We start from the raw sequence: 18966 nt of genomic DNA, 5'->3' as shown, positions 1-18966 counted from the left end.
AAACCTGGTCTTATTTAAATATGTTTTTTTCTTCTCTTAAAACGCTGAATACTTCTAATGAGTTATTTGATGTTGCCCCATGTGTTAATGCATATTTTTGTACTTCGGGCTGATTGGTACGTAAAAAGGGATTAATTAATAATTCGAGTTCCAGAGTTGACGGAAGCGTGCAAAATTGGGAGGAGCTTTGTATCTTTTTTAAGTATTGTTGAATAACCGGATTATTAGGCTCCACTGTTTGTGCAAAGCGTAGATTTTGTTCTGTGTACTCATGGGCGCAAAATATTTTTGTGGTGGGGGGTAATGTTTTGAAAAGATGCAATGATTGATGTAATTGTTCCATTGTCCCGTCAAGAACACGGCCACAACCCGCAGAAAAAAGGGTATCACCACAAAATAATAATCCTTTACTAGGTTCATAATAACTAATATGACTTGAGGTATGTCCTGGATTGAATAAAATTTTGAAAACACATCGCCCAACTCGAAGGGACTGATGTTCTCGTATCGTATTATTTACATAAGGGATGCGCGGATCACTTGGACCATAAACAGTGCATGAGTGATAGGTTTTGAGTAATTGACTTACTCCTCCAATATGATCTTGATGATGATGAGTTAACAAAATAGAACCCAAGCGCAGTTGTTGTGTCTGTGCAAATTCGATTACTGCTTCTGCATCACCAGGATCGACACAATCAAAAGTTCCTGCAGTTGTATCAATAATGGCCCAAATGTAATTATCTGAAAAAGCAGGAATAGGATAAATCGTCATGAATAAGTCTCAATGATGTAAGAGGAACTATCCGGATTAAAATAAGTTTTAAGTATATTTAAGGCAGTGTTCATTTCTTCTGCTAAAGTAAAGGGTGGATTAATTATCCATAGACCACAACCCGACATACCTTCCATTGGCTTTGCTGTCAGATTAAATTCAATACGTAAAGCATTTTTGGCATTGATTTCTTTCATACCTCTGTTAAGTCTATCAGTCAATTTTTTATCGACCAACGGATACCAAAGACAAAATACACCTGTAGAAAAACGAGAATAAGCGTGTTTGATTGAAAGAGGAATTTCTTTATATTCGTCTTTTATTTCAAATGAAGGATCAATAAAAATTAATCCTCTTTTTTCTGGCGGTGGAAGTAGTGCTTTCATCGCTGCGATACCGTCAGTATTGCTAAAATGCACTTTCTTATTCATACGCTGAAGCTGGGTTAGAGCTTCAAACTCCCTGGGATGAAGCTCACAAAAGTACATTCTGTCCTGCATACGTAAGGTATTAATCGCGAGAAACGGTGAACCAGGATAATATTTTAATGAAGGAGTGGAATTGAGTTGATTGATCGCCTGAAAATAGTCTTGAAAAACAGAGGGTAGGGTGCGTTGATCAGGCCAAATTCGTTGAATGCCTTGTTTGTATTCCTGAGTTTTTTCAGCTTGTTTATTCTTTAAGTCATATAAGCCTTTCCCTGAATGGGTCTCAAGATAAAAAAGAGGCTTATCTTTACGTGTTAGGTAATTCAAAAGATGGGTTAAAGCAATATGTTTAATGACATCTGCAAAATTACCTGCATGATATCCGTGTTGATAACTGAGCATAGTGTTCCTAAAACATTTTTATAATTTGTCTACTATACTCTTTTTAAGAGAGTATAAAAGGGGAAAGCTATGGATCTTCACGAAGACTATGATGACCAATCATTCTCTGATTATAATTACGATGATGATATCGAATCTACAGCTCATCGAAAAAACATTAGACGTATGCTCGAAGAGAAGCTAGAGCGTAAACGTTTAAAAGAGGAATTTAAAGATGATTTCGACGAGTTGAGCGGAGACTTTGACTGGGATATTTTAGATAAGTAGCTGAGCGTCTCTAAAAGATGCCAGTTATTAAACGCTTTGGAATAAAAGGCGGGGGGTTTTTATTGATCAATTACCCGTCTATTTGATTCGCTAAAGTGGCCGCTTTTAGTGTATTTTCGAGTAATGTGACAATAGTCATTGGTCCTACGCCGCCGGGTACGGGAGTTATCCATGAGACTTTGTTTACCGCCTTTGTAAAATCTATATCACCTCTAATGCTACCATCCGCTAATCGATGAATACCTACATCGATAATGATCTGTTCCTTACTTAGCCATTCACAATCAATAATATCCATTTTTCCTGTGGCTATAATCACAATATCAGCGGTTCGCACAAATTTTTCTAATTGTTGGGTGAATTTATGGGCAATAGTTACTGTTGCTCCAGCAAGGAGTAATTCTAAACTCATAGGGCGACCCACAATATTTGATGCACCAATAACTAGAGCATGTTTCCTTTTGACTTCAATTTGATAATGTTTTAATAAATTCATTATGCCAAGAGGCGTACATGGGCGTAATAATGGATTACGCTGTGCTAGTCGTCCCAAGTTATAAGGATGAAAGCCATCAACATCTTTTTCTGGTTTGATGTGCTCAATAATGACACGTTCATTTATATGTTTTGGCAATGGCAATTGGATAAGAATCCCATCAATTTGATCAGAGCAATTTAAATCATCAATCAGCTTGATTAGTTCTTCCTGAGTTGTTTTTTCAGATAAGTCATAAGAATGAGAGGTAATACCTACTTCGACACACGCTTTACGCTTATTGGTTACATAGACAGTAGAGGCTGGATCATTGCCAATCAGAACGACAGCAAGACCTGGTGCGCGATGATTTATTTGTACATAATCATGTACATGGTGTTTTAATTCCTCTCGACGAAGAGAAGCGACAACCTTTCCATCAATCAATGATGCAGACATAGTTACCCATAAGAAAAGCAAGGTAATAAATTATGAATTAGAGGTTGGGGTAATGCAATAGGATTAATGATGTATGAAGTAATTATCATAATTTTAAGCTACTCCCAACTATTCATTGAACTTTAATATCTATGTACTGGAATTCAAAAAAAATTTTAAGCTTCTGTAATGAAGTTAGTTCGCATTATTGTCTCGTACATTGGACTGTACATCTGCTTCAAACTCGTTTACTCAAAGTGTTGTAAAGCCAGGCGATGAGAAAGCTACTAATGAAGGTACTAATGAATACTCCGACTGCACCAAGAACACATTGGAGTAAGGAGAGATCATAGGTCATGTATATTGTTCCCATCACACCAGTAAAGGGTTTCCCTTTATTAAAAATTACAATCATTAACCCCATGAAGAATGTAGATATTCCAGAGAGAGCGCCAAGAGATGCCCCTAAAGCAACAGGATCTATTTTGCCGAATTTCATATAGCTACCTATTATTTTCCTAATAATTCGTTCCATTATTAATTATTATCATGGTTATTGGAAGCATCTTACTTTGTACATGACAGATTAAAAGAGCTGAACATATTTTACTCAGGTGAGGAGGAGCTAAATTACAAAATTTTTTTGCAACGGAGCATGATTGACTCATAAGCTTGCTATCTCTATACTGAAATACCTTTGATTTTATGGTAAATATTGTGGAAGAACTTAGTGAATTACTTAGACCATCTTGGGGCGCAGAAAAATGGATTTTAGAGGGATGGAACAAGATTACGGCAGATGAGAAACAACTCATTAAAAATAGAATTGACGAGTTATTTTGCGATGGTTTACCTTTTGAGCTTCAATCTGACAAGCTATTTTATATTTACACGTTTTCACTTTTAGCACAGCTCGAAGTATTGGCAGTGCAAATTCCGCTTAAATTTGAATCAAAAATGTCTACTGTTGAATACAGAGAGCGCATGCGTCAACAATTGCTTGACGAAATATTTCATGGCTTAGTATTCACTAAAATTGTTTATATGCTTTGCGCCCCTTATGCTTCTCCACCTCCCTACAGCCCACATATTGAAATCATTTGTAATTTTATTCGAGCAGAAAGTTGCCCTAAAGTAGCAATTATGTTGCTTAATCTTATAGGTGAGGGATGGATTGAGGAAATTTTTGAAAGCCTACATCGTTATGGTGTTGCACCAAAAGTATTCACAACAATTCTCGAAGATGAGCATCGTCATGTATGCGAAGCCGATTTATATCGTGATATTGGTATGCCAGATGTTGAGCAAATAAAACCGAAAATTGCTTATCTGGAAGAACAATTAATCACCAATATTTTTATGCAATATAAATATATGTCTTCTGTTTGTGCTTTATTGGGTGTTGATGGAGTGATGCATTTTAAAGAATCCCTCAATAGAAAACATACTCAGCAGCTAAGTAAAGTCAATCTTGAACCCAGTGAAAATTGGAAGAATTTCATTGGATTTGCAGATGAACTATTACCTAGAGTTCGAAATTATACTGAGTCAAATCGAGAAGTTGAAATGACTCCAATTCGAAAAGCACTCATGACTCAGTGGGATAACCCAAGCGATCCAACGATGACTGGACAGTTTAGGATCGATATCTCATGCCTTGACTTTTTTAATAAAAAATTTGCTTCAGAGACCTTGACTACTTTGATGTTGCAGGCAGTTAGTTCCTGGATGACGCTCTCGGATTCTTTTAGAAATTATTTGAGTTTTCGAAAAATTTTCCAAACGAAGGAAGCTTATGTTGGTCTTGTCGTATTGCTGCCGGGATGTGGTGATCATCTAGGTACAATTGTTTTCGAAAATTGTCATAATCTTAGCTTTTATGATTTGTCTGCAAAAATTCGCACCATAGTAGGTATGATGGTTTATTGCTATAAAAAACGTGAACACTTAGAAAAAACAAATCCACGTATACAGCAACTAATGAAAGATATGGTTTATGAATATGCATATAACACTTATCCATATCCCCTCGCAGGAACACCGTATATCTCATTAAGTAATATTGGTGTTTTTGGTTATACCCAATCTATGGCACCACTTCGTAAAACTGAGTCCATGCGATTTACTATAATGGAAGTTGATCGAAGACCTGTTTGGCAACATGATACACAGTCATTTGTACCTAAAGATATGTTGCCCGTCTCTATCAGCGCGGATCATCGTATTTTTGATGGTAATTCGACCGTACCTAAAATGGTTGAAGAAAGGTTCCAGGCTATGTTTGCTAAAATGTGTAAGGAAAAGCCGAAAGCAAAACAACCATTGCATCAGCATGAACAATTAGAATTACTTATCGATCAATTGATTGAAACCAATGTTGAAATGGGATACAAGATGTTGATGTTACTTCAAACCTGTTGGTTTGATTTTATTTCCCTTGAAGACTGTTATACTGCATCCCATTATCATGGGACACAAGATTATACTAAGGAGCCAACTCTTATCTAATGTAATCGAGCAGAAAGTTATATACCCAAGCAGCAATATAACTACTAACAAAAGTGTTCATGAGTACTATGCCCGCACCTAGACCGGCATTAGCCACGGAGGGAGTATATGAAAGATATATACTGCCTACCATGGCGACAAAGGGTTTACCAGTATAAAAAACAAATGCCGCCAAGCCCATAAAAAATGAAGCAAGTGCTGATAGAATACTAATAGAAATACTTAAAGCAAGCGGATTTATTTTGCTGAATTCCATGATTTTTATCCTATTTTTAATAATAATTCATGCTATTATCAATTATTCCTTTTGAGATGGGAAGCTCATTTTTGTTAGAAATTTTATAGAGATAACGATGGACTCTTGCATGCATTGCAAGTAGAGTTATCTAATTGAATAATGCATTTTTCATAGTATTTTGTTTCGTGAGCCAAATAGAATATTTTAAATTAAATAGTTCTACTTAAGATGTTCATAAGAACGCTAATTACTTGAATGGATTAGTAAAGAATGTTAATTTTTTTAAAAGCTAATTTTCTGTCTTCAACCCCAAAGGGCATGGAGCTCTGATTGAAAAAAACGGTTTTATTTTCATCTCTGTTTTCACTTACTTTGCCAATAAGTGCGTACACCCTAGGTTTAGGTAAAATGAAAGTAGAATCAGCTTTAGACCAGCCTTTTCTTGCTGAAATTGAATTACTCGATGTACACGACGTTTCTTTGTCCGGTATTAAAGTAGGACTTGCTGATCCACAAAGCTATCGAAGCTTAGGTATTGAGCATTCTGAAGAAGTTAGTTCTCTTTCCTTTGATATTAGAAAAAATAAACAGGGAAAATTCGTTGTGATCGTTCACTCAACAGAACGAATGACGGATCCCTATATGGAACTTGTTGTCGATTTGATCTGGTCTAAAGGGCAAATTAATAAAGTTTTTACGGTATTGCTGGATCCACCTGGTTATAAATTAGCGAATACAACTGCACAAAGCGGTTTAACCTATCAGCGAAAATTTACTACTTATCATCAAAATACAACAGGTTCGACTAAGAAGTATCGTCAAGTGAATCAGGATCAGGCTACACAAAAGAAAAAAGCAGTTTATGGTCCGACAGTATCTAATGAAAATGTATGGCAGATTGCACAAAGATATAAAACTTCAGAAGCAATTTTACCGCAAATTGTTCTTGCAATTGTAGGAGCAAATCCGGATGCATTTATTGATGGAAATCTAAATGGATTAAAAAATGGAGTTCGCCTTAACGTTCCTTCTGATAAAGATTTTCAGGAGGTTCCAGCTGACTTAGCTACAGTTGAAGTAATGGCTCATGATAAAGCATGGAACGAAAAAACATCAATTAATCATGTATTAGCTCCTCCCTATATAACAGGACAAGCATCCAGTGCAGCCTCTGTTGAGTACTCACAAATACCGCCTGTACCAAAGTTTTCTGATGTTTCAACTTTGATACCGAGCCAAACATTGTCTAGATTTACTTTGCCAAGTTCAATCTCGTCTTTGGAGACCAAGAAACAAGTGAGTCCTGAGCAAAATAGGACACTGAAAGCTGAAATATCAATTACAACTGCTGCAGTAGATTCTTTGCGGGAGTCTAATGCTCTATTAACAGAACAACTCAGTTTATTACAAACACAAAATAAAAGATTACAAAAACAATTAGATATACGCGATCACGAGCTTCAATTAATCCGTAATCAAATTCAAACGATGATGAAAGAGCGGATAGCCATTGCAGGACAAGCCAACTCCATGAACAATTCAGATCACTCATCTGATTTTTGGATTTTATTTCTGTTATTGCTTGTTGCTGGTGGGGCGAGTGGGGTTGCTGCATATTTTTATTTTAAATGGCGTGATCAAGCAAAAAAAGGATCCGTTACAGCAAAGACCAATGCTCCAATTACTGTACATTCTGATTCACAGAAACCCATTATTTGTTCTGATGAGGGGCTTATTACGGAAGAACCTGTACAAGAGTTTAAAGCAGAGTCTAATGAAAAAACTGTACCTGAATTAAAATCTGAACCTGAATTAAAATCTGAACCTGAATTAAAACCTGAACCTGAATTAAAATCTGAGCCTGAGTTAAAATCTGAGCCTGAGTTAAAATCTGAGCCTGAATTAAAACCTGAGCCTGAATTAAAACCTGAGCCTGAGTTAAAATCTGAGCCTGAATTAAAACCTGAGCCTGAATTAAAACCTGAGCCTGAATTAAAATCTGAGCCTGAATTAAAATCTGAGTCTGAATTAAAACCTGAGCCTGAATTAAAACCTGAGCCTGAATTAAAACCTGAACCTGAATTAAAACCTGAGCCTGAATTAAAACCTGAACCTGAATTAAAACCTGAGCCTGAATTAAAACCTGAGCCTGAATTAAAACCTGAGCCTGAATTAAAACCTGAGCCTGAGTTAAAACCTGAACCTGAGTTAAAACCTGAACCTGAGTTAAAACCTGAACCCGAGTTAAAACCTGAGCCTGAGTTAAAACCTGAGCCTGAATTAAAACCAGAACCTGAATTAAAACCAGAACCTGAACCAAAGGCTGAGCCGGAATTAGAGTTTAGACCTGTGATAAAAACAGAACCTAATTTTGAGGCTGCAAGTGAGTTCACAAAAGGTACTTCTAATGCTCCTGAGCCTCAAGTATTGGCAACAGATGAAGAGCACTTGTTGGAAATTATACCTACTGAAGAGAAATTTGAGTCATCTGAGCGAACTAATGATGGCAAAAAAGATAAATCTCAAGAAGATAATTTACTTGAGTTTGAATCGGGTTTACATCATATGCTTACATCAAAGCCGACTCTAGGAGAAAATAATTCTCAAGAGCACGGCGATGAGGACAATGGTTTGGATTTTACTCCTTCATCTGATGATGTAATTCAAACACAGAAAAACGATGAGAATAGTGATCTTTCCCAGTTAAAAAACAAAAAGGCACTAGATACTCTGCTTGCTCTAGCAAGAACTTATATAGGAATGGAAGATATAGAATCTGCATTGCATTCTTTAAACGAAGTTATGGAACATGGTACTAAGTCACAAAAAGATGAAGCGCAACGCTTAATTGATGAAATACAAGGAAAACCATAATTTTTATTATGACCTGGATGAGGGTTTTGCTCGTAACGTGAGCTCCATTAGCAAAAACAACCTGGGCTTTGCTACGCTAGACCCAGGCTTATCTATGAGGGTTTTATTTCTTTATTTAACAAAGTTCTTTTCTTTACCAAAAAGATAGGTGGCTGTGATTAAAACTTCGTTTGAACGATAGGAACCAAGAGTTAATGATTCTCCAGTCCAAGCATTAACTCCGTTACCAGAGGCGAGTGGGCCTAAGTCCTGGTAAATATAACCCACTGAGAGGAACAATTGCGGAAGGAGTTGTACATCCACACCTGCACCTATATTGTAAGCGAACTCACTTGTATTAGAGTTTCTAAATTCAGGACTAATTCGCGGGGTAACTCCTGATAATGCGGATTCACTATAGTTAGAGGCATTGTTGAAAGAGCTGCCAATTCCTCCGTTAATGAATGGTGAAAATATTCCATATCTCATCAGATTTATTTTTCCAGAGGCTAATAAGAGATTGGAAGTAAAGTCCAGATTGTAGTTGTAGTTTGTAAATTGAGGTAAAGAATATTGTGTAATTTCCCCACTGATATGTGTTTTGAAAAAATACTGCCAAAAGATGCTCAATGAATAAGAAGGGAACCAGAGGCCATCATTTTGCCAACGTCGGCCTGCAGATGCTGCAATAATTCCTCCATTATTACTCGTAATTGAGTAGCGGTCTGCACCATAAGGGGCTGGAAACCCCGAGCCATTATTTACTTTGGTATGGGAATTTAATTCCGGAAATTGCGCGCCTCCTCCAATTGATAAAAACCAATTACCTTGAGCGTTGGAGATAGATTGATGTAAGGAATTTTGAATGTTTTCGATGTTTTTAGAGAAAGAAGAACTATGGCAGACAAATAATAAAGTGGTAATACCTAAGTAAAATAAATTCCTTTTCATAATGAGTCTCAATTAATGATTATAATGATATGCACAATTATTGACGCCAATTAATTGCGGAATGAGAAAGTATCATAATTGAATGAATCAAATCAATAAAATAGTCGAAGACACTTTTTAATACCTATTAATTTATAGGCGAAAATCATTAATTACTAAAAATCAGAACCAAGATAAAAGAAATTACTATAATATTTAATAAACTTGTAAATCAATTATATTAAGGTATAGACAAAACATATACTGTATTATAAATTGACCCTTTTATCAGGAATATTCAATGCGTATCGCCTTAGTGCTTGAGTACGATGGTAGCCAGTATCATGGCTGGCAAGCACAAACAGGCTTGCATACTGTGCAACAAGCCGTAGAACATGCTTTATCAAAGGTAGCAGATGGTCCTATTTCTGTAGTTTGCGCAGGTAGGACAGATACTGGTGTACATGCTACAAACCAAGTAATTCATTTCGACTGTGATAAAGTGCGTAGTATTCGTGCATGGATTCATGGCGCGAACTCTTTTTTGCCTAAAGATATTTGCGTTAAATGGGGAAAAGAATTAACAGAAGAATTTCATGCGAGATATTCTGCCACTGCGAGAAGATATCGTTATGTTATTTATAATGGTGCTATTCGACCTGCTTTATTTCGAAGCAATATAACTTGGCAATACCGGCAATTAGATCATCGTTTGATGCATCAAGCGGCCCAGGTTTTATTAGGAGAGAATGATTTTACTTCATTTCGCTCTGTTGAATGTCAGTCGAATACGCCTATGCGGAATATTCATAAATTACAGGTGAGTCGTACTGGTGATTTGGTGATAATAGATATTACTGCTAATGCTTTTTTACATCATATGGTACGAAATATTGCTGGTGTATTAATTGCAGTAGGTTCAGGAAAACATCCTGTATCTTGGGTAGATGAAGTGCTAAAAGCAAAAGACAGAAGACTCGGTGCCGAAACAGCACCTGCTTATGGGTTGTATTTAGTACAAGTGACTTACCCTCAGACGTTTTCTATATTACAGAATAATCCGGGGCCTTCTTTTCTTATGGAGAAATAATGAATCTGGCACGCATACGAGTCAAAATGTGTGGTATGACACGTAGCGAAGATGTCGCGCATGCGATTAATCTGGGTGTTGATGCTATAGGTTTGATTTTTTATCCGAAAAGTGCACGTTATGTTTCAATAGATCAGGCAAAAGTCTTGTTAAAAGATTTGCCTGCATTTGTAAATTCCGTTGCTGTTTTGGTGAATCCTGAACGTGATTTAGTCCATCAAATAGTAGAAGAATTACCGATTCAGCTATTGCAGTTTCATGGTGATGAATCCGCTGAGTTTTGCGAGCAATTTAATATGCCTTTTATTAAGGCAATACACTGTAATTCAGCAACATATATTCATCAGGCTGCACAGGATTTTGCAACAGCACGCGCATTATTGTTAGACACACCTTCAGAGGTAGCGCGCGGTGGAACTGGATGTGCTTTTGATTGGAAAATTATTCCACAAAAGCTGGAAAAGCCTTACATATTGGCTGGTGGATTGGATGAATTTAATGTACTCGAAGCAATTAAATCTTGTCATCCTTATGCTGTCGATCTGTGCAGTGGCATTGAGGTATCACCTGGGATTAAAGATCATGGCAAAATGAGTCGGTTTATGCAGAAATTGTTAAATTGGTAGTATAGTCGCCTGGGTGAAGCGCAGCGTAACCCGGGAAATTGGAATGCTGATCTCGGGTTACGCTGCGCTTCACCCAGGCTCATTTTTAAGAAGTTAATGAAGGTAGAGATGAACAAAAAAGAACTTCCTGACGAGCACGGGCACTTTGGTCCCTACGGTGGTATTTTTGTAGCAGATACCCTGATGTATGCATTAAAGCAATTAGAAGAAGCTTATGCAAAATATCGAAAAGATCCCAATTTTTTAGCAGAGCTAAATGCTGAATTAAAAGATTATGTGGGACGACCTAATCCACTTTATCATGCTCAACGTTTAAGTAAAGAAATCGGGGGGGCACAAATCTATTTAAAACGTGAGGATTTGAACCATACCGGGGCGCACAAAATTAATAATACAGTAGGGCAAGCGCTCCTTGCCACACGTATGGGAAAAACTCGAGTAATTGCCGAAACAGGCGCTGGCCAGCATGGGGTGGCTTCTGCAACAGTAGCGGCTAAATTAGGTTTAGAATGCGTGGTGTATATGGGGGCTGAGGATATAAAACGTCAGTCATCTAATGTTTATCGCATGAAATTGTTAGGTGCGGAAGTTGTCCCAGTTACATCAGGATCACAAACGTTAAAAGATGCATTAAATGAAGCGATGCGTGATTGGGTAAGCCATGTTGATGATACCTTTTATATTATTGGTACAGTGGCTGGCCCACATCCTTATCCCCAGATGGTTCGAGATTTTCAATCTGTTATTGGCATAGAAGCAAAAGCTCAATTTCTGGAAAAAACCGGACGCTTACCCGATGCATTAGTTGCTTGCGTAGGCGGTGGCTCTAATGCAATCGGTTTATTTTACCCATTCCTAAGTGACTCAACGGTTGCAATCTATGGAGTTGAGGCAGGAGGAAAGGGGTTAGAAAGTGGCGAACATTCTGCTTCATTGATTGCGGGAAAACCGGGGGTGTTACATGGTAACCGGACATATTTGCTCTGTGATGAATACGGTCAAATCAAAGATACTCACTCCGTCTCAGCAGGTCTTGATTACCCGGGAGTAGGTCCTGAACATGCTTATTTAAAAGATACAGGACGCGTTATTTATGAAGCAATTAATGATGATGAAGCATTGAACGCTTTTCGTACTTTAACACGGGTTGAGGGAATTATTCCTGCTCTTGAGTCCAGCCATGCAGTGGCTTATGCAATGAAGCTTGCCAAGAAGATGTCAGTGGATCAAAGTATTATCGTGAATTTATCAGGTCGAGGTGATAAAGATATGCACACTGTGGCACAAATTGATGGGATTACCGTATGAATCGAATCGACAAAACATTGATGCGCTTGAACGCCAGTGGTAAAAAAATGCTTAGTCCTTACATTACTGCCGGAGATCCTTATCCCGAAATCACGGTGAAGCTTATGCATGAACTGGTTAGAGCCGGGGCAGATATTTTAGAACTGGGTATTCCTTTTTCTGATCCCATGGCGGAAGGACCTGTTATCCAAAGAGCAATGGAACGAGCGCTTGCTCAGGATGTGCATTGCCAAACGGTTTTGAATATGGTGAAAGAGTTTCGTTTGCAGGATCAGGAGACGCCAATTGTTATCATGGGTTATTTAAATCCTATTGAGCATTTTGGCTATGAACTTTTTGCACAACAGGCAATAGAATCCGGGGTAGATGGAACAATCTTAGTAGATTTACCTCCCGAGGAAAGTGAAGAAGTAGCTAAGATCTGGCAAAAATATGGTTTATACAGTATCTTTCTTTGTTCTCCTACGACATCCGATGAGCGAATGGCATTAATTAACCAATTCGCCAAGGGTTATTTGTACTATGTGTCTTTAAAAGGTGTTACTGGTTCAGATGCATTGGATGTATCATCTTTAAACGCGCAGTATCAACGCCGTAAAGCACAAACCAAGCTTCCTTTAATGGTAGGCTTTGGCATAAAAACACCAGAAATGGCTGCAGAAGTTGCCAGATTTGCAGATGGTGTTATCGTTGGAGCGGCCCTGATTACACGAGTTCTGGAAGCGTACAACGCGAATAAAGATATGTTGGAAGCGGGAGCCGATTTAATTTACTCTATGCGACATGCTATGGATAAAAATTTAAAATGATAACAAAAGTTGCGCCAGTCTTATTCCAACTAATGAGATATAGAGAAAAATGCATTATTGGGTTGGTTTGATGAACACAAGCGTAACCTGGGAATCCGGTATTCAATAACCGGCATATAAGATTAATCGAGTTATAGCTTATTTTTACTGAAGCTACATAGTAATAACAGTGACGGAAATATCCCAATGATAGAATTAACTGAAAAACGAGCTCATTTTATAAGACAACTGATTACTGATGAACTGGCGAGTGGCAAACATAAGTCTGTAGTGACTCGTTTTCCTCCCGAACCTAACGGATATTTGCACGTAGGGCATGCTAAATCTATCTGTTTGAATTTTGGTTTGGCGCAAGAGTTTGGAGGAATCTGTTATCTACGTTTTGATGATACTAATCCAATCAAAGAAGAGGAAGAGTATGTCAATGCCATTATTGAGGATGTACGTTGGTTAGGGTTTGAATGGCATGACATGACGCACTCTTCAGACTATTACCATGAGTTGTATGATTTTGCTGTGTTACTTATTAAAAAAGATTTGGCTTATGTGGATAGTTTAAGCATGGAAGAAATTCGTGCTTATCGCGGAACCTTACAAGAGCCTGGACGTGAAAGTCCATACAGAAATCGACCCATCGAAGAAAGCTTGGATTTATTCACACGCATGAAAGCAGGGGAGTTTTCTGATGGTGCCCATGTATTAAGAGCAAAAATTGATATGCAGTCTGGTAACTTGAACATGCGTGATCCGGTAATCTACCGCATTCGACATGCGCATCACCAGCGTACTGGTGACGAATGGTGTATTTATCCGATGTATGATTATGCTCATCCTATTTCCGATGCTTTAGAAAAAATTACTCATTCATTGTGTACCTTAGAGTTTCAAGATCACCGTCCTCTCTATGACTGGTGTGTAGACAATTTACCGTTACCTGCAAAACCGATACAAACAGAGTTTGCACGTTTGAATTTATCACATACAGTCACTTCCAAGCGCAAATTACGTGAGCTGGTCGAAAAAAAGGCTGTTACTGGATGGGATGATCCACGAATGCCTACGATACGTGGGATGAGAAAACGCGGTTATCCAGCAGCTGCAATCCGCCAGTTTTGTGAAATAATAGGAATATCACGTAGTGATTCTGTAATCGATATGTCCATACTTGAGGAATGTGTTCGTGATGAGTTAAATAGAACAGCGAAACGCGCTTTATGCGTTATGGATCCTATAAAAGTAGTTCTAGAAAACTATCCAGAAGGTAAAGTAGAAGTATTAAAGCCAGCTTATAATCAGCAAGATCCAGATTCGGAGCGACGTGATTTACCGTTTACGCGAGAGCTTTTTATTGAACGTTCAGATTTTATGGAAGAGCCACCTAAAAAATACTTCCGTTTATCTCCCGGGGCTGAAGTGCGTTTACGTCACGCTTATGTAATTAAATGTCATGAAGTGATTCATGATGAACAGGGCAATATTATTGAGTTGCGCTGTACCTATGATGAAAAAACTTTAGGAAGAAATCCTGAAGATAGAAAAGTAAAAGGGGTCATCCATTGGGTATCATGTGAACATGCATATCCTGTGACTGTATTAGAGTATGACCGTTTATTTAATGATCCCAACCCTGGCCGAGAGGACGATTTTTTCCAATTTTTAAATCATAACTCATTGCAAATAAAACAAGCCTATTGTGAACCAGCTTTAGCAACTCAGCAAGAAGGCGAAGTGTTTCAGTTTGAGCGTTTGGGATACTATGGTGTTAATGAATTAAAAGATGGACGTGTTAACATATTTCATCGTGTCGTTGACTTGAAAGATACTTGGGGAAAACTAGGGTAAGCTAAAGGGGCAGATATGTTGCATTTATATAATTCTTTAACCAGAACAAAAGAACCGTTTGTTTCAATTGCACCTGGAAAAATCGGGCTCTATGTTTGTGGTATTACTGTTTATGATCATTGTCATATAGGCCATGCTCGCTCTATGGTAGCTTTTGATGTTATTGTTCGTTATTTGCGTTCCCAAGGTTATGAGGTGAAATATGTGCGTAATATTACGGATATTGATGACAAAATTATCGCACGTGCACATGAGCGTGCTATACCAATAGATGAATTGACTGCTCAGTATATTGCAGCAATGAATGAGGATACAAAAGCCTTAAATATTTTAGCACCGGATGTAGAACCACGGGCTACGGAGCATATACACAGTATTATTCAATTAATTGAACGTTTGCTTGCGAAAGGAAATGCTTATCTTAGCGATAATGGTGATGTATGTTACCAAGTCGACTCATTCGCTGACTATGGTAAATTATCGCACAAGGATTTAGAGGGATTAGTCGCTGGAGCTCGTGTTGAAATTGTGAAAGAAAAACGCTCCCCATTGGACTTTGTTTTATGGAAAAAAGCAAAACAAGGCGAGCCCAGTTGGCCATCTCCTTGGGGTGAAGGACGTCCAGGCTGGCATATTGAATGTTCTGCAATGGCTATGAGTGAGTTAGGTGAGCAATTCGATATTCATGGGGGCGGTTTGGATTTACAATTTCCTCATCATGAAAATGAGATCGCTCAGAGTGAGGCGGCTACCGAAAAGCCATTTGCAAATTATTGGTTGCATGTAGGAATGTTGCAAGTTAATAACGAGAAAATGTCAAAATCATTGGGCAATTTTTTCACTATTGCTGATGTTTTGGCTGATCATCATCCTGAAGTGGTGCGTTATTTCCTTTTAAGCAGTCATTATCGTAGTTCATTGAATTATTCTGAAGAAAATTTGGCCAACTCAAAAAAAGCATTAACTCGTTTGTATCAAACCATAAAAGACGGCCATACTATTGCTGACGGAGAATTAGATAATCATTGGATTAATGAATTTAACCAGGCGATGAATGACGACTTTAATACACCCGTGGCATTATCTGTTTTGTTTCAGCTTAGCCATGAAGTAAATAAGAATAACTCACCGGTTCTAGGTGCTACCTTGAAATATTTAGCAGGTATTATGGGGCTATTGCAGGAAGACCCGGCTTCATTTTTACAATCAGGATTTGCTGAAGAGGATAGAGTAGAAATAGAACAATTAATTGCTGAGCGACTTCAAGCACGTGCTGATAGGAATTGGGGGCGTGCTGACCAGATAAGAGCAGACTTACTAAGTCGTGGCATCGAGTTAGAAGATGGGGTCAACGGAACCACTTGGCGTAAGGTTGAATAGGTCTTGTAGCCAGGGTTTAATGCAGAGAAACCCGGGGATTATAGAGAATAGAATTCCCAGGTTTCCTTTCGCGATAGTACATCAAATTATAAAAAGTTCCAGTGATAGGAACCTTCTTTCAATTGCTATTTTGAATTAACCCATGATTACTTTTTTTATCTTTATTTGTTAGAGACAACTAATAAGATTTTTTCCTATCATTTGGAAAATACTTCTTTGTTTCCACAGACGAATACGGTTATAGACATTTTAAAAACTCAAATCCCTCGCTTGGAGGCGTTTATCGTCAATGAGGAAAACATTAGGATTTATGGAGCTCAATTAGTTAATTATGTATATTATTTACATGATTTAAATATTATTGATTTAAGGAAATCCTATACCAAACTTTTTCAGCAAACTTTTCCCGATTATATGGATAGTCAACTATCCGAATTGGAGTATGAAGCAAAACTTTATGGTATGACGTATTTTGTCACTGCAGCGAGTCATTATTATCAAAACTCAGTAAATGACGAATCCTTCCTCTGGATAAGCGATTATTTTGAGCGTAATATGCAACAAATAATAGAGCGCTCGGAGAATGATGTTATTGCCGAAATAGGGGTTTGCTTATTGTTATTAAATAAAAAGGATTCGCCAGTAATTAAAAAAATAAGGGACCATTTAGAGACAGTATATAACACGCAACATCAGATGATTCCTGCGCGCACCAACTCTGTCGATTTTATATTTGGTGAACATCGTAATACTCTTACCGTAATGCTTTATAAATGGCCAGAAAAACTTATGGATGGTCCATTTTTTACAGAAGAATTAGCATTAATTCATTGATGTTTTTAATAGGGCAAATGTAGCGTTATCTTTTATGTAGCTATAAGCCTTTGAGTTTCAGATTATTGATTCAAATTTAATTTACATAAATTGGTCGGGGGATATGATCTACTGATCTAGGGAAAGACAGTGAAAGATTTTACTAAAGAAGATGTATGTACCATGTACCATATCTTTTTGGGGCGCCAACCAGAAAGTATCGAAGTATTGGATATTCATTATGCTCATCATCAATCACTCATCGAAATGTTAAATTCTTTTTGGCATTGTGATGAATTTAAAAAAAGAATGGACTCAATAAACAAAACAGTTGTTAAGAAAAGTCAAAAAACGGATAGCCTTACACACCATATCACTGCTACAGGAAATTATTTTTTGCCAACGGATGCGCATGAAGACATTATTGCGAATGCCATCATTTCTGGGAATATTTTTGATGAGCCTATTTATGAAGTAGCTAAGCGTTATATTAAACCCGGAACTACAGTATTAGATATTGGTTCTAATTTTGGTCAAATGGCAGTTTTGTTTTCTCAATTAGTGGGTGATGAAGGTGTCGTACATGCATTTGAGGCTGATGATTTTGTTTATTCTGTTTTGAGGAAAAATATTGCAGAAAATGCCCAAAACATCATAAGTCATTTCGGTGCAGTCCATAATCGTAGGGATGAGACTCTGTTTTTTCCTGTCCAAGATTTCGAGCGATTTTCTACTTATGGTTCTTACGGAATAGATTATGTCTATGGGAAAGGGCGTCCAGTCAAATCAATAATGATAGATGATCTTGATTTTGAAAAACCAGTAAGCTTTATGAAAATCGATATTCAAGGCGGTGATTTATTGGCAATGCAAGGGGCGGTAAAAACAATAGAAAAATATAAAATGCCAATTGTTTTTGAATATGAATATTTATTTGAAGAGGAACTAAATTTAAGCTTTCAGGAGTATGTAAATTTTGTAAAAATGATAAATTATCAATTCAAAAGCGTAATAAATGGACAAAACTTTTTAATTGTTGCAAATTGTTGATGGAAAATAGAATAATATGTTCAAAAAATATTTAAGATTGCTTAACTTTTGGAACACTATGATTTAATACCATTCTTGTAAGGGGTTGATCTTTATTAGCACGAGCTACGGCTATAAAAATTAACAAAAACATCATAGAAAGCGCCATCCAACCCATAAGATAAAAACAATCATCAAGTGCCAAAGCAATAGCCTGACGCGTAAGGTAATTATTTAATTGAGCAAGAGCATGTTTACCTTGGAGATGGAATAGTTTTGCCTGTTGTAAAAAATTTTGTGTTTCAGGGGAAAATGCAGTCAAATTGCTGCCCAATCGAAGGTGAAAAAAGACTTCGCGTCTATGCCATAAAATAAGAAATAATGAAACGCCTAACGCACTACCAAGCAAACGTGACACATGAAAAAAACATATGCATTCAGCGAGCTTTGTTTCAGGAAAAGTGAATACTGATAAATGAAAGAGGGGGGATAAAAATAATGCTAGGCCTATACCGGCTAGTCCTCGTGAAAATGCAATACGGTTAAAATTAATATCTACGTTAAAGTATGCGGTATAGAAACAGGAAAGGGCAAAGAAAAGTAGGGCAATGAGTAATGGATAAAATGGTGTAGACAGTGCTAATAACCCGCTAGTAAATGGCGCAGGCCATCAATAAAGTTTCACCAGAAAATACCCCAAGAAGTTTACAAAAAGACCAAGACAGAAAACTCATCTAAAATAAAGGGACTAATGA

At 37.4% G+C, this 18966-nt stretch carries 18 protein-coding genes; 11 read left to right on the top strand and 7 right to left on the bottom strand.

Features of this window, described 5'->3' with window-relative positions; genetic code table 11:
• Positions 1 to 10: 10 nt before the first annotated feature.
• Positions 11 to 775 (bottom strand): hydroxyacylglutathione hydrolase, encoded by a 765-nt coding sequence (gene gloB, locus ACWTEW_RS37615; protein ID WP_454783092.1) that lies wholly within the window; start codon positions 773 to 775, stop codon positions 11 to 13.
• Complete coding sequence (locus ACWTEW_RS37610; RefSeq protein WP_454783091.1) at positions 772 to 1605, bottom strand: 23S rRNA (adenine(2030)-N(6))-methyltransferase RlmJ; 834 nt, start codon at positions 1603 to 1605, stop codon at positions 772 to 774. The genes gloB and ACWTEW_RS37610 overlap by 4 nt, the downstream gene beginning before the upstream one ends.
• 69 nt (positions 1606 to 1674) lie before the next feature.
• Between ACWTEW_RS37610 and ACWTEW_RS37605 the strand changes: the two genes are divergently transcribed.
• Positions 1675 to 1872, top strand: coding sequence for a PA3496 family putative envelope integrity protein (locus tag ACWTEW_RS37605; RefSeq protein WP_454783090.1), 198 nt, complete (start codon positions 1675 to 1677; stop codon positions 1870 to 1872).
• A 70-nt stretch (positions 1873 to 1942) separates the two neighbouring features.
• On the opposite strand, the gene folD is transcribed toward ACWTEW_RS37605, so the two are convergent.
• Positions 1943 to 2806, bottom strand: a complete 864-nt coding sequence (gene folD, locus ACWTEW_RS37600) for a bifunctional methylenetetrahydrofolate dehydrogenase/methenyltetrahydrofolate cyclohydrolase FolD (RefSeq protein WP_454783089.1) — start codon at positions 2804 to 2806, stop codon at positions 1943 to 1945.
• A 217-nt stretch (positions 2807 to 3023) separates the two neighbouring features.
• The gene (locus ACWTEW_RS37595; protein ID WP_454783088.1) at positions 3024 to 3284 is read right to left on the bottom strand and encodes a hypothetical protein; all 261 of its coding nucleotides are present in this window, start codon (positions 3282 to 3284) and stop codon (positions 3024 to 3026) included.
• A 218-nt stretch (positions 3285 to 3502) separates the two neighbouring features.
• Here ACWTEW_RS37595 and ACWTEW_RS37590 point away from each other — a divergent pair, with 218 nt between their 5' ends.
• Positions 3503 to 5293 carry a 2-oxo acid dehydrogenase subunit E2 gene (locus tag ACWTEW_RS37590; RefSeq protein WP_454783087.1) on the top strand — a complete coding sequence of 597 codons (1791 nt, stop codon included), beginning with the start codon at positions 3503 to 3505 and terminating at the stop codon, positions 5291 to 5293.
• On the opposite strand, the gene ACWTEW_RS37585 is transcribed toward ACWTEW_RS37590, so the two are convergent.
• The gene (locus tag ACWTEW_RS37585; protein ID WP_182393310.1) at positions 5286 to 5549 is read right to left on the bottom strand and encodes a hypothetical protein; all 264 of its coding nucleotides are present in this window, start codon (positions 5547 to 5549) and stop codon (positions 5286 to 5288) included. The two genes, ACWTEW_RS37590 and ACWTEW_RS37585, sit on opposite strands and share 8 nt — an antisense overlap.
• Positions 5550 to 5861: 312 nt before the next feature.
• Here ACWTEW_RS37585 and ACWTEW_RS37580 point away from each other — a divergent pair, with 312 nt between their 5' ends.
• Positions 5862 to 8405, top strand: coding sequence for a FimV/HubP family polar landmark protein (locus ACWTEW_RS37580; RefSeq protein ID WP_454783086.1), 2544 nt, complete (start codon positions 5862 to 5864; stop codon positions 8403 to 8405).
• Between the two features lie 111 nt (positions 8406 to 8516).
• On the opposite strand, the gene ACWTEW_RS37575 is transcribed toward ACWTEW_RS37580, so the two are convergent.
• Positions 8517 to 9335, bottom strand: a complete 819-nt coding sequence (locus ACWTEW_RS37575) for an outer membrane protein (protein ID WP_454783085.1) — start codon at positions 9333 to 9335, stop codon at positions 8517 to 8519.
• A 280-nt stretch (positions 9336 to 9615) separates the two neighbouring features.
• On the opposite strand from ACWTEW_RS37575, the gene truA reads away from it, so the two are divergent.
• From truA to ACWTEW_RS37535, 8 genes are all read left to right on the top strand, one after another.
• Complete coding sequence (gene truA / locus ACWTEW_RS37570; RefSeq protein WP_454783084.1) at positions 9616 to 10404, top strand: tRNA pseudouridine(38-40) synthase TruA; 789 nt, start codon at positions 9616 to 9618, stop codon at positions 10402 to 10404.
• Positions 10404 to 11030, top strand: a complete 627-nt coding sequence (locus tag ACWTEW_RS37565) for a phosphoribosylanthranilate isomerase (RefSeq protein WP_454783083.1) — start codon at positions 10404 to 10406, stop codon at positions 11028 to 11030. Before truA ends, ACWTEW_RS37565 begins: the two co-directional genes overlap by 1 nt.
• A gap of 108 nt (positions 11031 to 11138) precedes the next feature.
• Positions 11139 to 12338: a tryptophan synthase subunit beta gene (gene trpB, locus ACWTEW_RS37560; protein ID WP_454783082.1), complete on the top strand. Its 1200-nt coding sequence runs from the start codon at positions 11139 to 11141 to the stop codon at positions 12336 to 12338.
• The gene (trpA, locus tag ACWTEW_RS37555) at positions 12335 to 13147 is read left to right on the top strand and encodes a tryptophan synthase subunit alpha (RefSeq protein WP_454783081.1); all 813 of its coding nucleotides are present in this window, start codon (positions 12335 to 12337) and stop codon (positions 13145 to 13147) included. Before trpB ends, trpA begins: the two co-directional genes overlap by 4 nt.
• 186 nt (positions 13148 to 13333) lie before the next feature.
• A complete protein-coding gene (locus ACWTEW_RS37550) occupies positions 13334 to 14989 on the top strand; it encodes a glutamine--tRNA ligase/YqeY domain fusion protein (protein WP_454783080.1) in 1656 nt (551 codons plus the stop codon).
• A gap of 15 nt (positions 14990 to 15004) precedes the next feature.
• Positions 15005 to 16369 carry a cysteine--tRNA ligase gene (gene cysS / locus ACWTEW_RS37545; RefSeq protein WP_454783079.1) on the top strand — a complete coding sequence of 455 codons (1365 nt, stop codon included), beginning with the start codon at positions 15005 to 15007 and terminating at the stop codon, positions 16367 to 16369.
• A gap of 165 nt (positions 16370 to 16534) precedes the next feature.
• Positions 16535 to 17203, top strand: coding sequence for a DUF3541 domain-containing protein (locus ACWTEW_RS37540; RefSeq protein ID WP_454783078.1), 669 nt, complete (start codon positions 16535 to 16537; stop codon positions 17201 to 17203).
• 129 nt (positions 17204 to 17332) lie between these two features.
• The gene (locus tag ACWTEW_RS37535) at positions 17333 to 18232 is read left to right on the top strand and encodes an FkbM family methyltransferase (protein ID WP_454783077.1); all 900 of its coding nucleotides are present in this window, start codon (positions 17333 to 17335) and stop codon (positions 18230 to 18232) included.
• 31 nt (positions 18233 to 18263) lie between these two features.
• Here the strand turns inward: ACWTEW_RS37535 and ACWTEW_RS37530 are convergent, their stop codons facing one another.
• The gene (locus tag ACWTEW_RS37530; RefSeq protein ID WP_454783076.1) at positions 18264 to 18629 is read right to left on the bottom strand and encodes a hypothetical protein; all 366 of its coding nucleotides are present in this window, start codon (positions 18627 to 18629) and stop codon (positions 18264 to 18266) included.
• Positions 18630 to 18966 lie beyond the last annotated feature (337 nt).

It is taken from the genome of Legionella stuttgartensis (assembly GCF_977063405.2).
This window is presented reverse-complemented; position numbering and strand designations above follow the sequence as displayed.

What these genes read in the sequence shown, in the direction of transcription:
- gloB (WP_454783092.1), bottom strand. Translation starts at nt 775, where the DNA reads ATGACGATTTATCCTATTCCTGCTTTTTCAGATAATTACATTTGGGCC.
- ACWTEW_RS37610 (WP_454783091.1), bottom strand. Translation starts at nt 1,605, where the DNA reads ATGCTCAGTTATCAACACGGATATCATGCAGGTAATTTTGCAGATGTC.
- ACWTEW_RS37605 (WP_454783090.1), top strand. Translation starts at nt 1,675, where the DNA reads ATGGATCTTCACGAAGACTATGATGACCAATCATTCTCTGATTATAAT.
- folD (WP_454783089.1), bottom strand. Translation starts at nt 2,806, where the DNA reads ATGTCTGCATCATTGATTGATGGAAAGGTTGTCGCTTCTCTTCGTCGA.
- ACWTEW_RS37595 (WP_454783088.1), bottom strand. Translation starts at nt 3,284, where the DNA reads ATGAAATTCGGCAAAATAGATCCTGTTGCTTTAGGGGCATCTCTTGGC.
- ACWTEW_RS37585 (WP_182393310.1), bottom strand. Translation starts at nt 5,549, where the DNA reads ATGGAATTCAGCAAAATAAATCCGCTTGCTTTAAGTATTTCTATTAGT.
- ACWTEW_RS37575 (WP_454783085.1), bottom strand. Translation starts at nt 9,335, where the DNA reads ATGAAAAGGAATTTATTTTACTTAGGTATTACCACTTTATTATTTGTC.
- truA (WP_454783084.1), top strand. Translation starts at nt 9,616, where the DNA reads ATGCGTATCGCCTTAGTGCTTGAGTACGATGGTAGCCAGTATCATGGC.
- ACWTEW_RS37565 (WP_454783083.1), top strand. Translation starts at nt 10,404, where the DNA reads ATGAATCTGGCACGCATACGAGTCAAAATGTGTGGTATGACACGTAGC.
- trpB (WP_454783082.1), top strand. Translation starts at nt 11,139, where the DNA reads ATGAACAAAAAAGAACTTCCTGACGAGCACGGGCACTTTGGTCCCTAC.
- trpA (WP_454783081.1), top strand. Translation starts at nt 12,335, where the DNA reads ATGAATCGAATCGACAAAACATTGATGCGCTTGAACGCCAGTGGTAAA.
- ACWTEW_RS37550 (WP_454783080.1), top strand. Translation starts at nt 13,334, where the DNA reads ATGATAGAATTAACTGAAAAACGAGCTCATTTTATAAGACAACTGATT.
- cysS (WP_454783079.1), top strand. Translation starts at nt 15,005, where the DNA reads ATGTTGCATTTATATAATTCTTTAACCAGAACAAAAGAACCGTTTGTT.